The sequence below is a fragment of the Zavarzinella formosa DSM 19928 genome (genome assembly GCF_000255705.1).
GTDB classification, from domain to species: domain Bacteria; phylum Planctomycetota; class Planctomycetia; order Gemmatales; family Gemmataceae; genus Zavarzinella; species Zavarzinella formosa.
Map to the genome: position 1 here is coordinate 339,451 of NZ_JH636439.1, position 25,373 is coordinate 364,823.

The following is a 25,373-nucleotide window of genomic DNA, read 5'->3' on the forward strand; positions in this document are numbered from 1 at the left end:
GTTGGCCGAATTTTGGAAAACGACCGTTCACACCGCCCGGATGGCCCAGCGAACTTTGGCCGAGCGGGAACGTGGATTCTGAAACCGCTCAATGGGCGACGGTCGCACAAAATCTTCGCTGATGGACGAATACAACCCCGTGCGCATGCCTTCCTTGAACGCCGCCTTCACCAGGCGGTCTTCGCCGCTGTGGAAGCTGATCATCACCGCCCGGCCGCCCGGTCGCAGAATCCAGGGTAGCACTCGCAACAATTCCTGAAGGCTGGCCAGTTCGCGGTTCACCAGAATCCGCAGGGCTTGAAACACGCGGGCAGTCGGCCGGATCTGCTGTTGCCACGGGGAAGGTTCGCCCGGCCGCGGGTTCTGGATCACCTTCACCGGGGCCGCTTTCATAATTAAGTCTTTGAGTTCCGTCGTGCGAGCGAGCGGTTCCGTTTCCCGGTGGCTCACGATGGCTTCGGCGATGCGCATCGCCTCCGGTTCGTCGCCAAACTCCGCAAAGGCTTTTGCCAGTTCCTCGGCGGGAAGCGTCATCAACAACTCGGCGGCGGTGCGGCCGCGACTGGTGTCCATCCGCATGTCGAGGGGGCCGTCCCGCATGAAAGAGAATCCCCGCTCGGCCTCATCCACTTGCATGCTGGACATGCCAAGATCGGCCAGGAGAATGTCACACCCGTCAAATCCCTTCTCGGCCAGCACACTTGGAAGACCGGCAAAATTGCCGTGGTGGAGATGGAAGGAAGAATTGATTTCAGCCAGCTTTTCCGTCGCGGCCGGGATGTTGAGTCCGTCCAGATCACAGGCGATGAGGAACCCGTCGGGTCCGACGGCCTTCAGGAACTCCATCGAATGCCCGGCAAACCCGAGCGTGCAATCGACGGCCACTTCTCCCGGCCTCGGGTCGAGAATCTCCATCACCTGATTGATCATGACAGGGATGTGTTCGTTCGTCGGTGTCGAACGCTGCGGCTTTCGGCGAAACATGCGATGAAACTCCGAGAACCTTGGAAGCCTGATTTTGGTGAGAGCAGATCAGGCTTCCGCTTTTTCCTTCGCCATATTTTCCAGGCGTCGTTTCTCCGTGGCAATTTCCAGTTCTTTCTCGTATTCCGCGTCCAGGGCGAGGATTTCGAGAGTGTCCCGTTTCGATTGCCACCACGACCAACTGACGGCCACGCCCGCGACCACCACCACCAGATAGCCAACGCCGGAACCGGCCAATTCCCCAGTCTTGACGTTGTACATGATGACTAGCGGCAACACCAGCAGACTCACCATGTTCATCACTTTGATGAGCGGGTTGATGGCCGGGCCGGCGGTGTCCTTCAACGGGTCGCCCACGGTATCCCCGGTCACGCTGGCTTTGTGTTGCGGAGAGCCCTTGCCGGAAATATCCGTCTTGTGCTGATCCTCGATCATCTTCTTCGCGTTGTCCCAAGCGCCGCCGGCCGTTGCCATGAACACGGCCAACAATTGGCCGACCACCATCATCCCCGCCAAGAATCCGCCAAGAGCATACGGCCCAAGGAGGAAGCCCACCAGCACCGGAGTGAAGATCGCCAACAAGCCGGGGCCGATGAGTTCGCGTTGGGCCGTCTTTGTGCAAATGTTCACCACTCGGGCGTAGTCCGGGCGTTTCTTTCCCGCCCAGATCTCCTCGTCCTTGAACTGCCGACGACACTCGTTCACGATCAGAAACGCCGCCCGACCAACGGCCCGGATGGTCATGCTGCTGAATAAAAACGGAACCGCCCCGCCGATGAGCATCCCAACGAACACCTCGGGCCGGGCGATGGAAAGCATCCCCGCCTTGCTCTCGAAGTCGGCGGCCGTCAGTTCGTTGATCTTCTCTTCGCTTTGCTTCACAAGAACCGCGATGAAGCTGGCAAACAGCGACACAGCGGCAATCACCGCCGAACCGATGGCGATGCCCTTGGTGATGGCTTTGGTGGTGTTCCCGGTCGCGTCCAGATCGGTGAGGATTTGCCGGGCCGCTTCCATTTCGGCCTTGGGTATGAAATCCGGGTGTCCCTCGGTCAGCTTTTGGTTGTTCTCGTCACGGTTATAGCCCATCTCGCCGATGCCGTTGGCATTGTCGGCCACCGGGCCGAACACGTCCATGCTCAACATGTCCCCGGTGAGGGCCAGCATCCCAATCCCGGCGAGGGAGATGCCGAAGGCGACAAAGATGGGGCTGTGGGTGTCCTGATAAATAAACACCCCGGCAAACACGGAGACGGAAACTAAAATGACCGCCCACACAGCGGATTCGTAACCCACCGCGATGCCCTGAATGATGTTGGTGGCGTCCCCCGTTCGGGAACTCTTGGTGATCGACCGCACCGGCGTGTATTCGGTGCTTGTCCAATATTCCGTGCAGAACATGAGCGCCAAGGTAAGGGCGATCCCCACCAGACAAGCGAACGCCGGGCGAAGGTCCAGCCCTTCCTGAACGGGGACAATCCGGTCGGCCTCCTCGAAGATTGTTCGCGTGGTCGGTTTGCCTTCGGTGTCCGACGCGAGAGTCACCCCGGAAAGTTCCTGTTGTTTCTCAGAGGGTAGGTTCTTCCAAGCGGCCAGTGCCTCCGCTCGGGTGGTCGTGGATGGAACACCCACGCCGGTTTGAAACTCTGGCAGAGCATATAGCCCGCGTTCGACGGCCTGCGTGATGATGTACGGTTTGTCGAACCGGAGAAAGACAACGGCGATGGCAAAGATCGCCACCACCGTCAGCCCGGCGCCGACGCGGAAACTGTTGTTGATGGCCCGCATTGTGCCGGCGGCCCCGTTGGCCGGTTCCTTCTTGCCCACCAGCGACGTGCTGAACACGCTCGCCAGAATTCCGGCCGCCTGCACCAGCAACGGCAACAGCATCGCTTTGGTGCCGAAAGCCGCATAGCCGAGAATCATCGCGGCCACCATCGTGACCGTGTAACTCTCGAACACGTCGGCGGCCATGCCCGCGCAATCGCCGACGTTGTCGCCGACGTTGTCCGCGATGGTCGCCGCGTTACGGGGATCGTCTTCAGGGATATCCTTCTCGATCTTGCCGACGAGATCAGCCCCGACATCGGCGGCCTTGGTGTAGATGCCCCCGCCGACCCGCATGAACAACGCCAGCAGCGATCCGCCGAAGGCGAAGCCGAGCAGCGTTTCATAAGCTTTCACCCCCATCACCACGACGATGAGGCAACCGCCGAACAGGCCGAGGCCGGTCGTCAGCATTCCGGTCACGGTGCCGGTTTGGTAGCCGAGTTTCATGGCCGGGGCCATCCCCTTGCGGGCGGCGGCAGCAACCCGGAGATTGCCGGTGGTCGCCAGCCGCATCCCGAAGAAACCGACTGACGCCGAGAAGATGGCCCCGATCAGGAACGCGGCCCCGCGAGAAATGGCGATCACTTTCAGATCAGCCGGGTTGCCCTCGCTGGCATCCCACGGCCATTTGCTGAGGACGATCATCGCCGTGAGAAAGACAAGCAAGATGCCGACCGTGGTGAACTGACGCCAGATGTAGGCATCCGATCCTTCGCGGACCGCCTGGGCGATGGCCCGCATCCCCGCCGTTCCTTGATCGGCGGCGAAGACCTTTTTGGCGAGAATCCATGCATAAACCAGTGCGCCAATGGAAATGATCATGGCCAGCAAAACGCCGGCCTGTTCGATGCCGCTGAAGTCCTTGGCGCTGAAGAACGAGGCAAACGGACTCCACGCCGGATGGGACATCCCTTCCACGCCGGCCGGGCCGGCGCCGAGAGCTCCCAACACACCGAAGACGATTGCCAAATGCAGCCACCAACGGGGTTGACGCCGAGATGATTGGGGTGAAATCACTCGCATCGGATGCCGAGCCTTTCCGTCTTTGCGTAAACGACAAAGCCGCCGAGTCCGCAGGGAATCCGCGATGGCGGTTGGTTGAAAGTAAACACAAGATAGGGGGGACGAGAGGCGAAGTCTAGGATGGGCTGGCATTTGCGAGAAAGCGTGAAAAGACGACAGTTTCGGTGTCAGGAGAATCCCGCTCATGATCGGCATGATGCCGCGTCCCGACAGACAATCCTCTGAATTGACTGGCATTATTGGCCGCTATCCAAACTGACGGTGTAAACTCTTGAATGAGTGTCAGGCTCGATTAATCAATGGAAACCAATTCCCAACGCGGCCGACATGGGTTCTCTGATGCGGACTTTCCCTGGAGAAATGCCACATGATTCGCAAAGCCGTTTGCTTCCTCGTCATTAACATCGGCGGCCTCTTCTCATTCACAAACGATCTGCCGGCAGCCCCCCGTCCGGCGGCGCCTCCGGAAAACAATGCCGTTGAGGTGCGCAAACTGGAAATCCCCGGCGTGTTTGTCAACATGGCGGCGTTCTCGTCTGACGGTGAAACGCTTGCCTCGGCCAGCGAGGACGGCATCGTCCGTTTATGGAATTGGAAAACCGGCAAGTTGCTGACAAACTTGGAAGGGCATACCGGGGGAGTCTTGCATGTCAGTTATTCGCCGGACGGCAAAACGCTCGCGACCTCCAGTCGGGACAAAACAGTCATTTTGTGGGACGCCGTCAAAAAGGAAAAACTCGCCACACTGGACGATCACGCGGGAGCGGTTAGTTCGACCCTGTTCTCTCCGGATGGCAAAACCCTCGCCACCGCTTCCGATGACCGGCTGGTGATCGTGCGCGAGCCAGCCGGAAAGGCACGGCTCAAACTTGAAAATCATCGGAATCCGGTGATCGCGCTGGCGTATTCCCCCGATGGCAAGACGTTGTTCAGCAGCGGCGGAATTTGGGCCAACACCAGCCAGGGAGGGGAGGTCAAGGCTTGGGATCTCGCCACCGGAAAAGAGCGATGGTCTGCGCCGGGCGATTTCGGCGGCGTCTGGGGCATCGCCTGTTCCCCGGATGGCAAGACCATCGCCGGAGGTTGTCTGGACAGCACGATCCGAATCTGGGACACGGTCACCGGCAAAGAAGTGGCTGTGTTGAAAGGTCACAAGAATTTCGTCATCTGGGTGGCCTTCACCTCGACGGGAAAAACACTGGCCTCGGCCAGTTCCGATGGCACCGCCCGTCTTTGGGATCTTTCCACCGGCAAAGAGAAAGCCGTGTTGAAGGGCCACACGGACAAGATTCAACGCCTTGAGTTTTCACCCACCGGAACACATCTGGCCACCACCGGCAACGATGGAACCATCCGAATCTGGCAACTCAAATGAATCGTTTGACCGGGCTTCATCCTGCGGAATTCTTCGGCGCCCCGTGACGCAGGCTCACGCCCCAGATTCGTTCCCAAGCGGCGGTGAGCCGGAGGACTGTCGGGCCGTCTTTCGGGAACGTCAACTCATTCACCCGAACCACGCTGGCCAACCCATAGGTCGAGTTCATAGCGAACACTTCGTTGGCTGTCGCCAGTTCGGAAAGCGGAATAGCCCGTTGTGAAAAGGGAATCTTCTCTTTCTCGCACAACGTGCGGACGGCAGCGAGGGCTGTTCCCGACAACACTTGTTCGGCCGGAGGAGTGACAACCTCACCGCCGATCACGGCCGCCACACTGGCCGATGAGGTTTCCAAGATGGCCGGGGCTTCCCCCGCCGTGACATACAACGGCTCAAAGCCGGGATGGGCTTCGAGTGTTTCCCGCATGGCAATCCACCACGGCAACCGGCTGCGGTGCTTGATCTGCGGCGAACAGCCAAGCGAAACATCCGAGGTCACCAGTTTGATGCCCCGTTCGTGGATGCCTGCCACCCGTTTGGAATCGAGCGGAGTAACCAGTACCATCAGTGTCGGGTTCATCACGGCGTGCCCGTGCGGAAAATGAGGCACGGAGCCGGGCGAAGCCAGGAAGAGATAAGCGAACTCCATCGATTTTCCGGCGCGCTGTTTGTTGTCAACCAGCAGGTTCTCGCAAAGCTCGGACAGGTCTTCCACGGTTAAAGCCAGCGGAACATGGGCCAGTCGGCAACTCTCCGCGAAGCGTTCCAAGTGTTCCTTCAACTGGAAGAGTTTCCCGCCGAAGGTCCGCAGGCGGTCGGTGATCATCGCTCCCCAGACGATGCCGAGATCATCCGGCGAGAATTTCGCATGGGAATACGGCAGGATTTCGCCGTTGGCGTAGCATATGGTTTCGATCAAGGGTGAATCCTCAAAAGGTCGTCAATTTCATCAAGCGTGCGAGTGGTTGCCCCCTGTTGCCGGAGGACAAACTCCCTTGCCGCTTCGCCAATCCCCGTCCGTCGTTTGGGATCAGCGATTAACTCGGCCATCTTCTGCTCTAACTCGGCGCCGTCGGTCAAGCGAATGGCCCCGCCGACTTCCAGCAACCCGGCGACCGCATCCTTGAAGTTCCAAGTGTGTGGCCCGAACATCACGGGAACGCCAAGGCCCGCCGGTTCGATCATGCTCTGGCCGCCGCGCTGGTCGTTGAGGCTGCCGCCGGTGAACCCGATGGTCGCCAAGGCCCAGATGGCCCCGAGTTCCCCCATCGTATCACCCAGGATCACGGCGGCCGGGTCGCTCACCGGGCCGGTCATCTCGCGGCGGCGTTCGCAAGTCAGGTTCGCCTGGCGAATGATCCCCGCCACCTCGTCGAACCGATCCGGCGAACGGGGGACGATGATCAATCGCAGCTTCGGGAACCGGCTTTTCAACCGGGCATAAATCTCGGTGACAATCTGTTCTTCCGGGGCGTGTGTGCTGCCCGCCACCCAGATAATATCATCCGGCTGAATCGTAAACAGACGCCGCAGTTCGGCAACTTTCGGATGGTACCGATCCGCCAGAACGCCGTCATACTTCACCGAGCCGGTTACCCGCACCCGATCATTCGGCACGCCCAACTGCCGCAGATGATCGGCAAATCGCTCCGATTGCATCAGGAAACGGCTTACCCGGCCGAACATCAATCCACGGGCCAACCCCGCCACCTTGGCGTACCTCGAAAAAGTGCGGGGACTCATGCGGCCGTTCAACACGATCACCGGCACCCGATGCCGTTTCGCCACATAGAGGAAATTGGGCCAAAGTTCGCTCTCCGCGAGGGCGATGAATCGCGGTTTGATCATCTTCAATGTGCGATCCACGGCCCAAGAGAAGTCAAACGGATACGGGATGACTGCACCCTCTCCAAAGTGTTTGCGGGCCTCGGCCAACCCGGTGTCCGTCGTGGAGGAAACGATGATTCGCCAATTCGGGTGACGTTTGCGAAAACCCTCCGTGACGATTTTGAGCAGATTCACTTCGCCGACGCTCACCCCGTGAAACCAAGCCACCGGGGCATCCCCGTTCACCGGCGAACGTTCCAACCCGAGGTACTTGTCTCGCAGATATCGGCGATAGCGTCCGGTCTTCCACGAACGCACGGCCAGAGCGGGCATCAAAAGCCCGATGACCGCGAGGTACAGGAAGTTCAAAAGAACCGGCATGGAATCCCGAACAATGGAACTTGCAACATCAGACGTGATTATCCTCACCGGCGACGGGCCGAACAGGGGGGCGGCTTGATTTCATCCCCTTACTTCCCTGTCTCGATCAACCGACAACCGGCTAGATAGGCGGCCTGCGTTTTCTGGCGTTTCTTTTGAAGCCATTTGCCAAAGACTTTCCACCACGGCTTGGCCTCGTTCTTCAGCGGTCCACGCTCGGCGAGCCAAGCCGCCGCTTCCGGATGAGTGGGACGCATCACTTCCAAAAAAGTCGGCCAGAACTTCGGCCACATGCAATCGTGATAATGGACAATCTTCGCCGCCCGCAATTTTTCCTCGCGGAACCATTCGGCATGGATGCTACTCGCCATCTCGTAGTTGTGCGAATGATTCAGGTGCCGAATCCGCAACCCTTGTTGATGGGCGACTAGGCTTAGTGCTTGTTGATCGTGGAAAAAGACTTTCGTGTGAATGGAGCCAAATTTCGCATCGAGCCACTTCATGCAGAAATCATGGTAATGCGTGCCAAACTTGGTGGTTTTGCGATAAACGAACAGTCCGCCGTTCACGCTGTAGCGGATTCGCTTGCCTTCGCGGTGCGTGTTCACCCAAGGCATTGAATTGATATCGATCCCGTGAAGTTTTCCCGTCTCCTGCCAATACTCTTCCCACAAGTCGCCGGGGCCGCTCGTCGTCCCGGCCGCGTCGGAGGGGGAGGCGAGAAAATCCTCGTCCGGGGCAAGCTCCAGTTCATGCGGCTCGCCGACGACGAACAAATCCGCATCCAGCCACGCGACCGCTTCTGTGTCGGCCAAATCCTCGACGGCCTTCACGGCCGCCAGTTTGTTCACATAGGGGTTCCACTCGTAGCCATCGTGTCGGCTGAACCGCAGATACTTGACGCCGAGATCACGAAATTCCCGAATGGTCCCGCTCGAAAGCGGCGCCCCAAACCGGGGCGTGACGGCATACAGCGGACAATTCGCAAACCGCCCGCCCCACTTGCGAAGACTTGCCGCCAGCCGACGAGGAGGGCCTTCCAAGGCCCCGGATTCCGCACAAGTCACAAACGTGATGGATGGCTGATTCATGCCAAGATTCTAGTTGGAGAGATCAAGAGAAGAATTTTTAGCCACGAACACAGCACAGATCGAACACGGATTTGGAAAAGACGAAGACATGATGAGACCAAAGTTAGATGAAAAGCCGTCAGCGGCTAAAAAATGGTTTCATTTCTCCAATGGCACCACATACGTCAGCACCGGCGTGAGTCCGGGGCGGGGGACTTCGCCGAGTTTCACCGGGCGGCCTTGGAACAGGACATTCACGTTGTGGTCGCTGGCGGTGGTCGCGCTGATGGCGAGTTCGTTTCGACCGGCGACTTCCAGCAATCGGCCAACCAGTCGGGGCGTCTGGCCGAAATAGTCCAGCCGGTCGTTCACAGTGGCGACCATCGCCATTCCCCGGTGGACGGCCACTCGCAGCGGCATTCCCTGTGTCAAAGGGTCGGCGGTGAGGGCTTCCGTCAGTGAAAGGCCCGCTCGCACGGCGCTTGACACCCCCTCAAAAGCGGCAAGGAGTCCTTCGCCAACAGTCTTCACGATCACGCCCCCCTCGGCCTTTACCTTGGCCTCCATGACCCGGAAACCGGCTTGAATAATCTGAAATGCCTTCGCTTCCCCAAGCACACTGAACATTTGCTCGCTGCGATCAGCCTGGGCTAGTAACAGGGTAATCATCGACGCTGGGGTAAGCTGGCCGGGGGACAACAGTTCGCCGGGGAAGAGTTCCCGAAAAGAGGGAAAGGACATCGCCCGCGCCGCCGTCAACACATCATCACGGCCCGCCGCTCGCTCGATGCGGACGATCAATTCACCGGCCGGACCGTTTTGCAACACAAGCACTTGACCAGACGGGCCGACCGGGGGAAGCGGCTCTTTCCCGGCCGATTCGATGTTTAATTCCCAGCGGTTGGTGACCGCGTCGTTTGCCACCCGCAGTTCCAGATTCCAGGGAAGCTGCGGTCCCCGCACCCGATACAGACCCTCGGAAAGCGACAATTCCAGTTCAACCCGCTCGCCCGGAGAAAGCCTCACTTGGGCGACGACGTGCGGCGAATGGGCCGGTCCTCCCGCGCAATACATTCCGTCCTCGGTCGGCCGCACATCAGGATGAACGCGAAACACCAATTCAACCGCCGTTGCGAAATCGGTTCGGAAGGAAGCATCGCAAGTCGGACAATTTTCGTGTTCGAGGATTTGTTTGAGCGTATCCCGATGCCCCGAGGGAACCCGGCACAGCGGGCAAATCACATCCCATTGAAGTTGCAATAATCCCTCAAGCACCGAGCGAAGGCAGGTTTCGACCATCGCCATCTCGTCGATTCCAAAACGTCTGGCGATGGCCAGCGGTTTGATCCGCGAGACTTCCTGATCCGGGGCGTTCGCCAGAAAAATCCCGAGCATTTCCACGGCATCATGGGCCGCCCCGGAGTGCAGCAACCGGTCAATGCGGGCATGCAATCGCCGTTGTCGGGGGCGGGAAAGTTGGGTCGGCAACTCGAACCGGTCCATGTCCGGGGCGTCCCCCTGTGACCCGCCCGAGAGATCGATTCGCCGATAAACGGCCTCCAAACCCTTTTTGGCTGCCCGGCCAAGATTCATCGGGGCGATCATTCGGCCCATGAAGCCCCGTGGCTCGGCCCGCAAGGTGTGCCGAAGAGTAGTTCCCCCCTCCGGCCGGGAAATGAGTTCCACGACGCTCAGCATCCACACGAACGGCCCCCGGATGAACTCCCGCAGGATGCCCATTCTCCGGCCTTCGATCCATTCAAACGGGTGTTCTTCCCACTCCATTTTGAACCCGACCACATTCGCATGAGCAAACCGCCGGGTTCCCAACAGCGGATCTCGCCGGATTTCGTATCGCACGGCCGGCAGACCGATGGCCCGATTCAGCCGCTCTGTGTTGGAGACATGGGGCCACAATTGGGCGGGGGTGGATTTCAGATCCCATGTGTGAACGTACTCTGCCGCCCGGCTTGAGGCGATCGGGGCGCGAGGATGCCCCAGAATGTCGCTTGGTTCGCCGCTGATGAGCCGTTCGATTTCCCGGAGAAACATCCCCGCATCAGTCGGCCGATCACTCGTCTCTTTCGAGAGACACCGGGCCACCAGCGCCGCCGTCGCCGCGCTGACCTCCGGGTTGACCCGGTCGGCGGCTGGTGGAATCTGCGAAATGACCGCCTGTGTCAGTTCCATCAGGTTGTCTTGCGGAAACGCGGGCTGGCCCGTCAGCAGATTAAAGAGCGTGGCCCCCAAGGCATACACGTCGGCCCTCGCATCCACGGGCTTTGCCCCGAACTGCTCCGGTGACATAAACCGGGGGGTGCCGAGCAATGCCCCGGCCCGCGTGACATCCTGAGACTCGGATTGAACCATCAGCCGGGCCAGCCCGAAGTCCGTCACTTTCACACGGGGGCCGTCCGTTCCTTCGGGAAGCAACAGCAGATTTTCCGGCTTGATGTCCCGATGAACAATCCCGATCCGATGCGCCACCGCCAGCCCGCGGGCGGCATCGGCGATCATCTCCAAGGCGAGTTTTTCTTCCACCATTCCCGCTGTCCGGAGGTATTGCCCGACATTCTGACCGGGCACAAACTCAACGGCGAGATAACACAATTCGTCATCCGTGTCGGCGGCGATCAGCCGGGTGACATGGGGCGTGTTCAACTTCGCCAGCAACCGTGATTCCTTGACGAACCGCCGCCGACTCGTCGGCGACATGGCCGCCTCGGGTTTCAAAATTTTGACAGCCACCATCGAACCATCGGCCTGATCTTCCGCCCGGAAGACAACACCCATGCCCCCTTCGCCCAGTTTTTCGAGCAGAAGAAACCGACCGACCTGATCTCCCAACCGGGGCATCGTCTTGGCGATAGACGCTTCCCCGAGATCATCGGCGGGCGTCACAGTCTCGTCAAGCGGCGGCCGCTTGCTCGGCAGATATAAGGCCATCTGAATGGCGGAAGCCGCATGAGTTGGCGGGGGGAGAGATTCGAGAGGGACAAAGCCAAGATGTGTTGCCGCTTCCTCGCATTCAAACCACGCGGCCACTTCGCTGGCCAGCGGTCGGCTCATGGGATTGGGATCGCGCATCGTCCCGACGACGGTATTCCAACCGGGCCAACGGTCGGCTCCGGTTTCGCCCGGTTGGGCCGGGACGGACAGAAGATCATCCAGAACATTCCCCAGCCAGGCAATGTCTTCCTCGTTCGTCGATTCTCGGGGGATGACATCAGTTCCCATTTCCCCTGTGCCGATGAGGTCAAGCGCCAGCCGGCCGGGGGCAATCCGACGAATCACCCCCGTGTCAACTTCGCCCACCGTCAATCCGATCCGGTGGGCCTCGGCCACCAGCAGGGTCAATCGAAGGGCAAAATCCAATGGCTGGTCGGACAGGAGAATCGGCCCCGCCGGCTCGGATGGCCTCACCGCAAGATAGGGCGGGTCATGTTCCAGATCGGCCGCCTCGGGTTGCAAGAGCAACTCATTTTTGACCAATGCCAAAAGCCGGAGCCTAAACCGGATATTGGCCCATGCATCACGATCCTCGCGGATTTTCTCCAGCGAACGGATTTCAAACATCTCTCCGTCGGCGACGGCGAGATACACCGGCCCGGCGGGAGTGTTGTCGAGGGGTGATGTCAGTTCAAAGCGACCAAACCGCATGGAAAATCCGATGAAAAGAGGCGACGATTATTGATGGATTGACAATGCCCCTGCGTTGTTTGATGGTGGAAACGAGACTCCACTCTATGAGGATATCCTTTGGATACCTCCGAAACCCACTCTTTGCATATCCGACAAATGATCTGCGTGCCTTCTTTTGCATACGTCTGACGTAAGATTCAAGATTGCATGATCGCGTTCTTTTTGCTCTCCATGTGCGACGATTCAAAAGACACATGATCCAACACTGGTCTGATCGATGATGGGATTCTTCAATCATCCCGAAGGACGTGCTTTGCTTGAGACAGTCAGGGAAAATCCTGACGACGATGCGCCACGGTTGATTTTGAGCGATTGGATTGAGGAATGTGATGATCCGGACCGGGCCGAATTTATTCGCATTCAGATCGAAGCGGAAAAACATCGGGTCAGATCGCCGGACCACACCCGCTTGAATGAGCGCGCGATTGAGCTATTGCGACGCAACATTCGTCAATGGTCAAACGGCTATGAGATACAGATGCCGCCTGACGTCGAGGTGAATTTCTACGGTGCAAATGGAAGGTACCGACATGGCATAATGGCCGTAAAGACCGAAAAAACAACGGAATTGAATCATTCAAACAAGCTGGGTTCGGTTTTGTTGTTTCGGCGTGGTTTTGTGGATGAGATCGATTTGACGTCACTGCAATTTTGCCAACTTGAGTCGATTGATATTCAGCCAACGGGACCGCTGCCAATCCTGAATCTTCGTCTCCATCATCCGCATGATATCTTGTCGGAAACACTTTCCAATTTTGTCGGCCGTCTGGCGTCCTCACCCATGCTTCAACGGTTTCGTGAAATCTCATTGGTAGGTGGCTTCGGAGGCACAAGTGAAGAGGGCATCCGATTGCTGACCAAGGAACCGGCGTTGCTGGAAAAACTAGCGGGCTTGTCCCTCAGCGAGGATCATATTGGCGATCAGGCATTGCTTCAGATTCTTGAGTCACCTGTGGTCACCAAGTTGAGAAAACTTCAGATTGATGACACAGGTTGCACATCAGCAATTGTGGACATTCTTGTTCGTTCAAAACGTTTTCGAGGGATGAATTCTTTGAATTTGGAAGGAATTTTTGAAGATGGAAGAGGTATCCGAACATTCGCCGTGCCTGGATTATGGCCTCGGCTGCAATATCTCCACCTCGGCGGGTGTGGTCTTGAAGACATGTCCTTAAAAGGCTTGATGCGTCCCGGCACTTTTCCCTCGGTTGAATTACTTGATCTGGCTCACAGCAATATTCAGGCTCAATCTATCCGCGAGTTACTCATGTCGGGCGCTCTTCCAAGCCTTCGGATGCTCGGCATCGGAGGCACCCCCTTGTCGCTTGATGACGTTTGGGCGCTCCGGGCCGAATTTGGACACTGCATCCAGTTTTATTTTCCCATTCGGGGATCGCAGATCGACCCAACGGCCGAAGCGCCTGGCCCGTTGGGTCGATTGAATTAATTCGGTTTCAGCCACCAGTTAACCGCAGCTCTGTTTCAAAATTGTTGTCAGGCATTTGCATTTCTTATCCAAGCTGTCCAACCTCTTGCAGTCAATCCGCAAATGGTCTACACTTCAGGCATGTTCCGGATGGGCCACGATTTCCGACGCCGATTGCTTGCCGTCCTCACTTGTTGGATGACGGTGATCGGCATGAGTGTGTCCGTTTCCCATAGCCATGCCGCCGGTGACTCGCCGCATACGCATGGGCTGGGATGGATGCCGCTGGCGTGTTGTACGCCCATTCTCTCGTCCCAAAGCGGCGGATGTCCTCTTGAGACTCATACGCACCTGATCATCCTCGGGATCGAAATGCCCGGCGATCATATGCCGGGTCCAGGGCTTCCTGCCGGTTGTTCCCATTTGGAAGCAGTCGGCAGTGCTGCCTCTGTGGATTTCGATGCCGATGAACTTCCGGCGACGGCTGATGATGACGTTGCCCCTCTTCCCGATTCGACAATCTTCCTTCAACAAGATTGTTCGGCAAGGTTCATTCCCCGGCCGCACTCCATTCGTCTCTGCCATGTCGCCGCGCGTCTGCGCACCGGCGTTCTCGTTTCTTAACCCGTTCGGGTTCTTTTCTCAAAAGCCCTCCGTGTCGATCCGTGCCTGACTTTCACGCATGGATTCCCATATTCGCCCGATTCACATGAGATTTCCCCATGACTGTCTCCACAGCGGAGCGTCGGGCTGTTGACCTGAGCGCAAACCGGCGTTGGAAAGCCCTGATTCCGGGGGCGGGTCTGTTGGTCGCCGGGTTGGTGATTGGAGTGGTCGCTACCCGTCTGTTATCCTCGGCCGGAAAAGCCGAGGCGGCGCCATCCACACCATCGGCCGCCGAGGCTTCGGAAATTACCTTTTCGAGCGACAAGTGGGCCGGCGCCGGGATCGAACTGGCGACCATCAACCCCGAGTCGTTTAACCACCGGACATGGCGTCCGGGTCGCGTCGCCTTCAACGAAGAACGGCTGGCGCACATTTTCCCCCCGGCCGACGGGATCATCCGCGAAGTGCGGGTGAAGATCGGCCAATCGGTCAACGTCGGCGACATTTTGGCTGTCGTGGACAGCCGGGATTTCGGCCATGCCAAGCTGGAAGTCGTCCGGACGAAGACCTCGTTGATGGCCGAACGAGAGGTGGCCGCCCGAACCAAGATCACCACCACTAATGCCGCCGAATTGCTGCGACTGCTCGATGCCGAGACGCCGCTGGCCGACATCGAAAAGAAAATGGCCGACAAGCCCATCGGCGACTGGCGGCAACAACTTCTCACGGCCTATTCCAAGCGGAATCAACTGGGAAGCCAGCTTGCCAACATGCGGAACTCGGGAGATTCTGTCTCCGGTTCCAATCTTCGCAAAATCGAGGCGGAAACGGAGTCCGCCACTGCCGGATATGCCGCCATTGTCGAGGAGTTGCGTTTCCAAGTGAAGAACCAACGAAGGCAATCAGAAGTGAAACTGGCCGAGGCCGAGACGGCGTTCAATGTCGCCTCGGCCCATGTGGCGATGTTCGGCCTCGCGGCCGTGGATTTGGACAAGTCGGACCCGGTGGCCGAGGGGGCGTCGGCCTCTTACTTGCCGGTGAAAGCCCCGTTCGCCGGGGTGATTGTCGAACGGCATGCTGTCTTGTCCGAGCGTGTCGGCCCTCAAACCCAGATGTTTGTCCTCACGGATCTTTCCAATCTGTGGGTGCAGGCCGACTTGTTCGAGGCCGACATGCCGCTTGTTCGCGGGCTGGCGGATCATCCGATTGTGTTTCGATCTCCGCACTGTGGCGTGTCGGAACGTCAGGCGACAGTGACACACACCGGCGATTTGATCGACAAAACTTCCCGTTCCATGACGCTGACCGCCGTGACCGCAAACACCGACCGCTTGCTGAAACCGGGTATGTTTGTCGAGGTGGGGTTTGAGATGGGCGACCAAACCCCGGTGTTTCAAGTGCCGGGAACGGCCGTTCTGCGGCATGAGAACAAGCCGTTTGTCTTCGTGCAGACAGGCGATGACACGTTTCGCAAAACCGAAGTCGTCATCGGCCGTTCGGCCGGGGACAAAGTCGAGGTGACGGAAGGACTGAAGCCGGGTGACCGGGTGGTGGTGCGGGGGGGCTTTTCCCTCAAATCCGAAATGCTCAAAGATCAACTGGTCGGGGAGTGAACTCATGTTGGAGCGAATCATTGATTTCGCCCTGGCGAATCGTTTCCTCGTCTTTCTCGCCTCTCTCCTGTTGTTGGCGGCGGGGATGTATTCCGCGTCCCGCTTGCCGGTGGACGCCGTGCCGGATGTGACCAACGTTCAGGTGCAGGTGATGACCACCGCCCCGGCGCTTGGCCCGTTGGAGGTTGAACAAGCCATCACCATTCCGGTGGAGGCCGCGATGAGCGGGATGCCGCACGTCGAAGAAATCCGTTCCGTCAACCAGTTCGGCCTTTCCGTGGTGACCGTGGTTTTTGAAGAAGGGACGGACATCTTCTGGGCGCGTCAGCAAGTCAACGAACGCCTTCAGGAGGCCCGCGAGAAAATCCCGCCCGGCATTCCTTCCCCGAGACCGGGGCCGATCGCCACCGGACTCGGAGAGATTTATCAATTTGAAGTCCGCTACAAATCCGGCCAAAAACCGGGAAAGCCGGATGACCTGATGCGGCTCCGCGAAACGCTCGACTGGCAGATTGCCCCGCAACTTCGCGGAGTGCCCGGTGTCATCGAAGTGAACACCAGCGGCGGCGAAGTGCGGGCCTACGAAGTGCGCCCGGACCCGGACAAATTGCGGACGTTCAACATCCCTCTCTCGAAAATCTTCGAGGCTCTTCGGGAAAACAATGCCAACGAAGGGGGTGGTTACGTTCTGTTCAAATCGCAGGAACAGCGCATCATCCGGGCCGAGGGGCTGATTCATTCACTCGACGATGTGCGAAACGTCGTGCTGGACAGCCGGGGGGATGGCACGCCGGTGTATGTCCACCAAGTCGCGGATGTGCAATTCGCCCCGGTGCTGCGGCAGGGGGCCGTCACGCGGGACGGCAAGGGAGAAGGTGTCGTCGGTATTGTGATGCTGCTGGCGGGGGAAAACTCCCGCGAGGTGGTGAAACGCAGCAAAGAAAAGATGGATGAGATTAGAAAAACACTCCCCGAGGGCATTGAAGTCGATGTGATTTACGACCGCACGGAATTGGTGGACCGGACGGTGCATACCCTGCAAACGAATCTCGTCGAAGGCGGCGTGCTGGTGGTGGTGGTCTTGCTGATTCTGCTCGGCAGTTTGCGGGCGGGATTGATTGTCGCCCTGTCGGTCCCGCTGGCGATGGCCGGGGCGTTCATCGGCATGTGGACCACCGGGCTTTCCGGCAATTTGATGAGTCTCGGGGCCATTGACTTTGGCCTGATTGTCGATGGCAGCGTGGTGTTGATTGAGAACGTGGTCCGGCGGGTCGCGGAACATCGGCATGAGCACAAAGAAGCCAAGGCCCCGCTCTCCGTGGTTAAGGAAGCCTGCCGCGAAGTGGCTCGGCCGGTGGTGTTCGGCGTTGGCATTATTCTGCTGGTTTACCTCCCCATTCTCTCGCTTCGCGGGGTTGAGGGGAAGATGTTCAAGCCGATGGCGCTGACGGTGATGTTCGCGTTGCTCGCGTCATTGTTCTTGGCCCTTGTGCTGATGCCGGTGCTGGCCGCCGTGTTTTTGCGAAGTGTTTCCGAAACCGAGCCATTTCTGGTGCGGTGGGCCAAATCGATGTATCAGCCATTGTTGCGAACAGCCGTCGATCATCCCCGCCCGGTGATGTTCGGCTCCGTCGGGTTGTTCGTCTTGAGCGTTCTCGTGGCTTCCAGTTTGGGGGCGGTGTTCATTCCGAAACTAGACGAAGGTTCCATTGCCCTGCAAGCCACCCGGTTGCCAAGCGTGTCCTTGGAAACATCCGTGGCGATGTGTACTCAGATTGAAAAATGCCTGTTGCAAATGCCCGAGGTGGAGTCGGTGAATTGCAAAATCGGCCGGCCGGAAATCGCCAACGATCCAATGATGGTGAATCTGACCGACGTGATGGTCAGCCTCAAGCCACGCAACACTTGGCGGTTTTCCCGCAAGGAAGACTTGGTGAAGGCGATGGAGGAAACTCTTGAACGGGAGGTGCCGGGTAACGCTTATAGTTTCTCCCAGCCGATTGAACTCCGGGTGGCCGAGTTGATCGCGGGAGTGAAGACGGATGTGGGCATCAGTGTTTATGGGGACGACCTCGACACTTTGCGCGAGACAGCCGAGAAGGTGGCCTCCGTCGTCGGCAAGGTTCCGGGAGCGGCCGACGTGGCGGTCGAACAGACCGGCGGGCTGCCCTATCTTCGCATCATCTTGAAGCGGGATGCCCTCGCCCGGCACGGGATCAACGCCCGACATGTGCTGGATGCCGTGTCAGCGATGGGGGGCAGGGAAGTCGGCCAGGTGTTCGAGGGGCAACGTCGCTTCCCGTTGCAGATTCGTTTCCCGGAGGCAGTGCGAGAAGATTTGCAACGGATGAAACGCATCACCGTCGCCGATCCGCAAGGGCGGCAGATTCCGTTGGAACAACTCACGGAAATTCGTTTTGAGGACGGCCCGGCCCAAATCAGCCGGGATGCCATTCGGCGCCGGGCGATCATCTCTTGCAACGTCCGTGGCCGCGACCTCGCCGGTTTTGTGGCCGAGGCCCAGCAAGCGGTGAACACCAAGGTAAAACTTCCGACCGGCTATTCGGTTGGCTGGGGAGGCCAGTTCAAAAATCTTCAGGAGGCGACCCGGCGGTTGTCGGTCGCCGTCCCGGTGGCGTTGCTATTGATTTTCGTGTTGCTCCATTCGACATTCGGATCGTCCAAACTCGCGGCCCTGATTTTCATGAACGTGCCGATGGCGGCCTCCGGCGGGGTGTTCGCCCTCTGGGTACGCGGAATGGATTTCTCGATCTCGGCCGGAGTCGGCTTCATCGCTCTGTTCGGCGTGGCCGTCCTTAACGGGGTAGTGTTGGTGACTTACATTGTGGAACTGCGGAAATCCGGCAAGGATGTGAAAGACGCCGCCTTCGACGGGGCGATGATCCGCATCCGGCCGGTGTTGATGACGGCGATGGTGGCGACTCTTGGGTTCATCCCGATGGCCCTCTCAAACGGGGCAGGCGCCGAGGTGCAAAAACCGCTGGCCACTGTGGTGATCGGTGGATTGATGACCTCCACACTTTTAACGCTATTCGTGATCCCGGCTGTTTACCGCTGGTTCGACCCGCATTTTGAGAACAAGAAGGAACCAGCCGAAAACTCAGTCCACCACTTTTCCACTGTCGAGTCGTAACCGCCGGGTCACCGTTCGGGGAAGTTCTTCCGGCAGATGACTCACGAAGATGAGGGTCTGCCCGGCGGCCAGTTCGGTATCGAGCCAGCGACGAGCGGCGTCGATGGCTTTCGAGTCAAGCCCTTGAAACGGTTCATCCAGAATCAGGATCGGCGGGCGTTTCACCAGTCCGCGAATGAGCAACACCAGTCGTTGCTCGCCGGTGGATAGTCGGCGGAACGGCCGGTCGGCCAAGGGAGTGATGCCGAAATAATCGGTGAATTGCCTGATGATGACCTGTTGTTCGGGTGTTGTCGGCCGATAGGCCATCACATCATAAAAGCCGGTGGCGATGGTTTCGGATGCCGTCAGCGGGGCCGAGAAATACAGGTGAATCTCGGGAGAAACCAAGCCAAGGTTTTTCTTGATATCCCAGATGCTTTCTCCGGTGCCCCGCCGCTTGCCAAACAACCTGACATCATTGCCATAGGCTTGCGGATGGTCCCCGGCGATCAGGCTCAACAGGGTCGTCTTCCCGGAACCGTTCGGCCCGAGCAAGGCCCAACGCTCCCCGGCCCGGACGGTCCAGTTCACGCGGTCGAGAATGGTTTGCCCACCATAGGTGACCGTCACCTCCCGCAGTTCGATGACTGGCTCGCCGACAGATTCGGGGGCAGATGCCTCAACAGGAACGGATTCGCTCACGGGGGGCTGATAGTCGCCGCGAGGCCCCTGCCAGCGGATCGCCCCGGCCTCCAATTCAACAACATCCGTCACCCATTCCGGGATGGCGTCCGGCCGGGTGATGAGCATGAGGCGATGTCCCGTTGTCACCAAATTGGCGAGCAGGTCGGAGAGGTCGGCCCGCGAGGCAGTGTCCAGACCGATGAATGGCTCGTCGAGAATCAGCCAGTCCGGCTTGCGGAGCATTGCCCTCGCGAGTCTGGCCCGGCGGGTCTGGCCGTTCGAGAGTTTGATGACGGAGAGATCAAGTTTGTCTGCGAGCCGGAAGCGTGTGGCGACCGCCAATAACTCGCTTTCTTCGACGACCAAACCGCTCCGTAAGAAGTCCCGCAGGGTGAGATCGTCTTCCGCTTCGATGAAGTTGAAACGCTGCTGATAATAGTGGTTTGAGTGGGAAAACGCCCGCGATTCTTCCTTGAAGGAAACAACATGGATGGCATCAGCCGGCCAATTGATGGTTCGGCCGGACGCGCGAAGGTCTTCCAGAAAAGGCCACGCAATATCCCCCTCGGTGACACGAAGACGGCCCCGGAGTGTGTCGGCTAAAGTGGTTTTGCCGGAACCCACCGGTCCGACGATGGCCCATGTTTGTCCCTCTAGGATTTTCCACGAGAGATCGGAAAAGGCGGTCAGAACAGAATCGGCCCCCGGTCGGACGATCCGGGCATGGGCGGCGTGAAAAAGAATGTTGGACGTCATGCCCCCATGATGGAAATTCCGGGGGCCGGAGTCGAGGAGATTTTCAGCCCAAGACGGTGGTGACAAACTCGGCGCTGGATTTCGCGTCGTCCGTGCCATTGACTTCGACTTTGAGGCGTGCTTCGCCTCCCTTGGCCGCCTTGGCGAATACTTTCACCTTCCGGCTGGAACCGGGGTCCAGCGAACCGATGGTAAAGTTCGGTGCGAGTCCGTCAGCCCCGAGCAATTCCGGCGGCAAAACCAACCCTGTCGTGATGTTCTCAACGACCCAGTTGCCGGCGTTTTGAGTTTCGATCACATATTCCGCGAGCTCGCCGACGCGGATAAACTCCGGCCCGGTGATCTTCACGGCCAGTTTCGCCCGGATCAGTGGTGTCTGAAAGTAAAGATTCTGGGTGTAGGTGGCGTTGAAGTTCGTCAGTTCGCCGACCGTGAACTTTGTCCCCGGTTCCGGCAAGACCACGACTTGCAAGCGGAGTTCTTGTCCCGGATCGAGGCGGCCGAAGTTCCAGATCAGGTGTTCGCCGACGATGGTGGCGCGAGGCTTGGCTTCCAAGAGCGTCACATTCGGCGGCAGGTCGTGTTCCACCTTAAAATTGAAGGCCGGGCGGGGAAGGAGCACTTTGGCGACGAGGCCATACGCCAGCGGAACTTCCTCAAGCTGGGCCGGAGCGGGTTCGAGAACCGCCTTGGGAATGTCTTTGGTTTCGGGAACGATGCGTGAATCAGCGGGCAACACAATCTCAGCCTTCCAAACAAGGGCATCCCCTCCGTCAGCGGAGGCCGAACCGGACCAAGCGGGTTGATGTTCGGTCGACTCTCCCGCAAAAGGGAGCGTTTGTTCAAGGTGGTCTTTCATCAAGAAACCCCTTCATGCTGGAACGGGTGCGAGAAACGCTGATCAGTTGACGGGCGTGATCGTTCCGCTCATACCCTAGAACATGAAGTTGAAGGTTTCTCCCAAAGCTGGCGAAAAATTCCTCACTCCGTCAATCATCCAGCACCGGTTTGGTGGCATTCAGGTTTAGGGCGCAAAATGAAGCCAGCAAGAAAAAACCGGCGCACATCAGAAACATATTGTTATAGCCATAATTTCGTTGCACAAACCCAAGCAACAACGGAGAGGCCGCCGCACCGAGGTTGCCGATCATGTTGCCGAAGCCAAGCGTGGCTCCCACATGCTTGCCTCCCACGTCTTGGGAAAAGGCCCAGACGCTGGGAATGCCGATGTCTTGGCAAATGGCCATGCAGGCAAGGACGATCCCCATCAACCACGCATCTTGAATGCGAATCATTGACCGGCTCTCGGCCATCATTGGCGAGGTGATCATGATGCAGGTGAGGTAAGCGAGAGCTGCCAGAATAAGCATCAGACTGATCGGCAATCGACGCCCCCATAACAGTCCGAAACGCCGCACACACCAATCCCCCACAAAGCCGCCGAGGAACATTCCCAGGCAACTGGCGGCCGGAGGCATCGCTGCGATCCAGCCGCGATCCGAGGGATTGTCACATTCAAGATAATTTTCCAGCATGGCGGGAAGGTTGGTGATCAGAAAAGCCCATCCCACATTGGAGCCAAACTGAGTCAAGCCAAAGAACCACATGTTTCGGCTGGAAAGCAAGGCCATCACCGGCCAAGTTTCGGAAGTCTGTGACGCAACAGGCACAGTTCCCGCGTAATCGACTTCGGCTTGATTCGACCAAGGATGTAGTTTTGCCTTGTCCCGAACCAACCACCAAAAGACAAAGGCCCAGAACATGCCGAGAATGCCGTACAGAATCAATGCTCCCCGCCAGCCAAAAAAAGGATAGCCCGCGATCCACGGTGTCAGGATTTGAGAGAGGACAAATCCCAGCCGACCGCCAAGCGCCACAAAACTGTTTGCCCGGCCTCGTGCTGATATGGGAAACCATCCCTTCACAATGGCCGCCGCCGAGGGATAGGCGCCGGCTTCCGTGACGCCCACGGCCAACCGTGAGGCGAACATGGCCGCAAACCCCGTGGCCAAGCCGCAGACGGCCGTGCAAACCGACCAACTGAACAGCATGATCGCCAGCGTTTTACGCATGCCAAACCGCGAACCGACGAACCCGCTCGGGACTTGAGCCAGCGCATAGGACCAGAAAAACGCGCTCATGATCCAGTCCATTCCCTGATCGGAAATGTCCAGATCCTTGCCGATGACCCCTTTTAATTGGGCGATGCACCCCCGGTCCACATACATGAAAATGGCTGTCAGCGAAGTGACAATCACGATCAGAAAACGAACGTTGGTCGGTTTGGCCGCGGGATCACCCATGAAATTCATAACCTGTCTGGGATATCGGGACAGAACGCCCGAGGCGGGGGAGGTTTGGTGAATGTACCACGCCCGACGGGGGGACGGCAACCTTCCACAGATGAAATTGCGGGTTTCACCTGAAACTTTCGACAGATGTGCGAGCGCATGAACAACCGCTCTTGTCGGAAGGGGTTAAATTCGATTAGCATTAACGTCCAAAGCGTCTCTTCATTCGTAATAACAACGCGAGCGTTCGACGCCACCCGCCAGGACCACCCGACGGACCGGGGAAAAGGGCCATGGACACGCTTTCCAATACCACGCCGCTCGCCCGCCGACGAAAGGTCGCCGGGCCGGAGACTCCCGCCGTCGAGGTGCGGAGAGTGGGGGACTATCGGCTGTTGCGGCGTCTGGCCGCCGGGGGCATGTCCACGGTTTATCTGGGTTACGACGAAACCAGACGCCGGTTGGTGGCCCTCAAATTCCTTGCTCCCGAACTTGCGCACAATCAAACATGCGTTGACCGCTTTCGGCAGGAAGCGGCGATGGGAACCCGGCTCGATCATCCCAACATCGTGCGATGCTTTGATTCCGGTTGGGACGAATCATCCGAAACCCATTATCTGGTGATGGAGTATGTGGCGGGCCGAACCGCCCAACAACTTCTTGACGACGACGGCCCGATGCCTGTTGGCGTGGCCGCCCGGCTGGCCTTGGATATCGCCCGCGGGTTGCAAGAGTTGCACCACCTCAAATACGTCCACCGGGACGTGAAACCGGGCAACATCATCCTTGATGACGATGGCCGGGCGAAACTGGCCGATCTCGGCGTGGCGAAATACCGCGAGCGCGAAACGGAACTGACGAGCCACGACACGGGCGTGGGCACGCCGTTTTACATGCCCTATGAACAGATGATGAACTCCTCCATCGTGGACGAGCGCACGGATCTTTTCGCCCTCGGCGTCACCCTTTACCAACTTCTCACCGGGCGGGTTCCCTTCCCCGGCCGAAGTTTCGACGAGGTGTTCCGACGGAAGGAAGAAGGGGTGTTTCGCCCGGCCTCCAGTTGGGTGCCCGAACTTCCCCCCATTGTGGACGTGATTATCGCCCGGATGCTGGACCGCAACCCACACCAGCGATATCGGGACGCCGGGCACTTTATCGAAATCCTGCTGGCCTCGGGCCTGCTGGACACCGTCGGCGCCTCGGGAACGGCCGACGAAGAGGAAGAAGTCCCCGCCGCGACCCGGCAGGACATGGAACGATCAAAAGATCCCCCCCGGCCGGCCAAGAACGTTGCCCCGTTTTGGACAGTGCAATACCGATCCCGCGCCGGGAAACTCATGCGGCTTAACGCTCGAGTGGTCACCATCGAACGCTATTACGAGGAAGGGCGGCTTCCCCCGAACTTTCTCGTGTTGCACGAAAACACCTTGAAGCCATTCCGCACCGTGCCGGAATTCCAGCACCTCGCCGACCATCCTCCCGCCGATTGGGAAACGCCCGCTCCGTCAACAAACACGGAAGCGAACGACCTCCCTCCGGCCATGTCACGATTGGCGAGATGGGGCATTATTTCGCTGGCCTCCTTGGTGGTCACGGCGATGGCTTCCACGTTCTACCACTTCATGGGCTGGGGCGGGTCGTCCGGCTGGCGCGTGTGGTGACCCAAACCGCACCGGTCGTGTTCTACCATTTTCACACCCGGCATCTATAAACCCCGGATGATCCATCCTTCCCAAGCAGAGATCCGACACGGCCGCTGGTGTTTGGTGCTGGCTGCCGTGTTGTGGAGCCTCAGCGGCTTGGGCACCCGATTGCTGAAGAATCCGGGGCCGCTCGGATTGAACGAGCCAGCGCTGACTCCCGTGCAAATCGCCTTTTTCCGGGCGTTGTTCGCCGGGCTGGTGATGTTGCCGCTTGTCCCGTTTCGCCAAGTCGCGATCCGGCCGATTATGCCCGCAATGATTGTCTGTTTCGCGGTGATGAATTACCTGTTCATCTCGGCCATCACGCTCGGCTCGGCGGCCAACGCCATCTTGTTGCAGAACACAGCCCCTTTCTTTGTGTTCGCATATTCCATCTTCGTCCTGCGTGAACGAGCCGACACCAAAAGCGTGATCGCCATCACATTGGGGATGCTTGGAATGGCTGTGATCGTCGGCGGGGACGGGAAACTTTTCGACGATGGCCGGTTCGACGTGACACTCATGGCCGTCGGCAGCGGCATCACCTATGCAGGGGTGATCCTGTGTTTGCGTCATCTGCGGGACCAACCCTCTGCCTGGCTCTCGGTGCAAAACAACTTGGGAAGCGCCGTTTGCATGTCTTTGGCGATCATGGCTCTTCACGGAATCGGATTCTGGATTGACTGGATCACAACACCGACACTGCGCCAAATCGGCTTTCTGATGATCTTCGGCGGCGTGCAAATGGCCTTGCCATATTTCCTCTTCGCCCGAGGGTTGCGTTTCGTCAACCCGCAAGAAGCGGGAGCCATCACTCTTCTGGAACCCCTGCTGAACCCCGTGTGGGCCTATCTGGTATCCCCGGAGACAGACACTCCGACCCGATCCACCTGGGCGGGCGGGGCATTGATTATCGGGGCACTGGCCTATCGCTACTGGCCTCGACCTGCGAAAATCAAAATTCAGGATTGAATCAAAATCTGA

General features: G+C 58.6%; 16 protein-coding genes. 7 read left to right on the top strand and 9 right to left on the bottom strand.

The annotated features are described in order from the left end of the window. Positions 1–27: 27 nt before the first annotated feature. Both rsmH and BGIM_RS0102325 read right to left on the bottom strand, forming a co-directional pair. Positions 28–984, bottom strand: coding sequence for a 16S rRNA (cytosine(1402)-N(4))-methyltransferase RsmH (gene rsmH / locus BGIM_RS0102320; protein ID WP_020468189.1), 957 nt, complete (start codon positions 982–984; stop codon positions 28–30). Between the two features lie 48 nt (positions 985–1,032). Further along, a complete protein-coding gene (locus BGIM_RS0102325) occupies positions 1,033–3,837 on the bottom strand; it encodes a sodium/proton-translocating pyrophosphatase (RefSeq protein WP_020468190.1) in 2,805 nt (934 codons plus the stop codon). 367 nt (positions 3,838–4,204) lie between these two features. Between BGIM_RS0102325 and BGIM_RS48350 the strand changes: the two genes are divergently transcribed. After that, complete coding sequence (locus BGIM_RS48350) at positions 4,205–5,212, top strand: WD40 repeat domain-containing protein (RefSeq protein WP_020468191.1); 1,008 nt, start codon at positions 4,205–4,207, stop codon at positions 5,210–5,212. Between the two features lie 16 nt (positions 5,213–5,228). Here BGIM_RS48350 and BGIM_RS0102340 read toward each other — a convergent pair whose 3' ends face one another. The 4 genes from BGIM_RS0102340 to BGIM_RS0102355 all read right to left on the bottom strand — a co-directional run bounded on the left by BGIM_RS0102340 (position 5,229) and on the right by BGIM_RS0102355 (position 12,150). Next, entirely contained in the window at positions 5,229–6,131 is a 903-nt protein-coding gene (locus BGIM_RS0102340) for an aminotransferase class IV (protein ID WP_020468192.1), read from the bottom strand. Beyond that, entirely contained in the window at positions 6,128–7,420 is a 1,293-nt protein-coding gene (locus BGIM_RS0102345) for a 3-deoxy-D-manno-octulosonic acid transferase (protein WP_020468193.1), read from the bottom strand. The genes BGIM_RS0102340 and BGIM_RS0102345 overlap by 4 nt, the downstream gene beginning before the upstream one ends. A gap of 89 nt (positions 7,421–7,509) precedes the next feature. Further along, positions 7,510–8,511, bottom strand: a complete 1,002-nt coding sequence (locus BGIM_RS0102350) for a hypothetical protein (RefSeq protein ID WP_020468194.1) — start codon at positions 8,509–8,511, stop codon at positions 7,510–7,512. A 138-nt stretch (positions 8,512–8,649) separates the two neighbouring features. Further along, complete coding sequence (locus tag BGIM_RS0102355; RefSeq protein ID WP_020468195.1) at positions 8,650–12,150, bottom strand: protein kinase domain-containing protein; 3,501 nt, start codon at positions 12,148–12,150, stop codon at positions 8,650–8,652. Positions 12,151–12,409: 259 nt separating this feature from the next. Here BGIM_RS0102355 and BGIM_RS0102360 point away from each other — a divergent pair, with 259 nt between their 5' ends. The 4 genes from BGIM_RS0102360 to BGIM_RS0102375 all read left to right on the top strand — a co-directional run bounded on the left by BGIM_RS0102360 (position 12,410) and on the right by BGIM_RS0102375 (position 18,991). Next, on the top strand, positions 12,410–13,639 hold the full coding sequence (locus tag BGIM_RS0102360; RefSeq protein ID WP_020468196.1) for a TIGR02996 domain-containing protein: 1,230 nt from the start codon (positions 12,410–12,412) through the stop codon (positions 13,637–13,639). A gap of 192 nt (positions 13,640–13,831) precedes the next feature. Next, the gene (locus BGIM_RS0102365) at positions 13,832–14,242 is read left to right on the top strand and encodes a hypothetical protein (RefSeq protein ID WP_157368567.1); all 411 of its coding nucleotides are present in this window, start codon (positions 13,832–13,834) and stop codon (positions 14,240–14,242) included. 98 nt (positions 14,243–14,340) lie between these two features. Continuing rightward, positions 14,341–15,837, top strand: a complete 1,497-nt coding sequence (locus BGIM_RS0102370; RefSeq protein ID WP_020468198.1) for an efflux RND transporter periplasmic adaptor subunit — start codon at positions 14,341–14,343, stop codon at positions 15,835–15,837. Between the two features lie 4 nt (positions 15,838–15,841). Next, complete coding sequence (locus BGIM_RS0102375) at positions 15,842–18,991, top strand: efflux RND transporter permease subunit (protein WP_020468199.1); 3,150 nt, start codon at positions 15,842–15,844, stop codon at positions 18,989–18,991. Here BGIM_RS0102375 and BGIM_RS0102380 read toward each other — a convergent pair. From BGIM_RS0102380 to BGIM_RS0102390, 3 genes are all read right to left on the bottom strand, one after another. After that, positions 18,959–20,413: an ATP-binding cassette domain-containing protein gene (locus tag BGIM_RS0102380; protein ID WP_020468200.1), complete on the bottom strand. Its 1,455-nt coding sequence runs from the start codon at positions 20,411–20,413 to the stop codon at positions 18,959–18,961. The genes BGIM_RS0102375 and BGIM_RS0102380 overlap by 33 nt on opposite strands. Positions 20,414–20,456: 43 nt before the next feature. Then, entirely contained in the window at positions 20,457–21,272 is an 816-nt protein-coding gene (locus BGIM_RS0102385; protein WP_020468201.1) for a COG1361 family protein, read from the bottom strand. 130 nt (positions 21,273–21,402) lie between these two features. After that, complete coding sequence (locus BGIM_RS0102390; RefSeq protein ID WP_157368568.1) at positions 21,403–22,716, bottom strand: MFS transporter; 1,314 nt, start codon at positions 22,714–22,716, stop codon at positions 21,403–21,405. A 281-nt stretch (positions 22,717–22,997) separates the two neighbouring features. Between BGIM_RS0102390 and BGIM_RS56830 the strand changes: the two genes are divergently transcribed. After that, on the top strand, positions 22,998–24,368 hold the full coding sequence (locus tag BGIM_RS56830; RefSeq protein WP_020468203.1) for a serine/threonine protein kinase: 1,371 nt from the start codon (positions 22,998–23,000) through the stop codon (positions 24,366–24,368). A gap of 57 nt (positions 24,369–24,425) precedes the next feature. Further along, entirely contained in the window at positions 24,426–25,361 is a 936-nt protein-coding gene (locus tag BGIM_RS48360) for a DMT family transporter (protein WP_020468204.1), read from the top strand. Positions 25,362–25,373 lie beyond the last annotated feature (12 nt).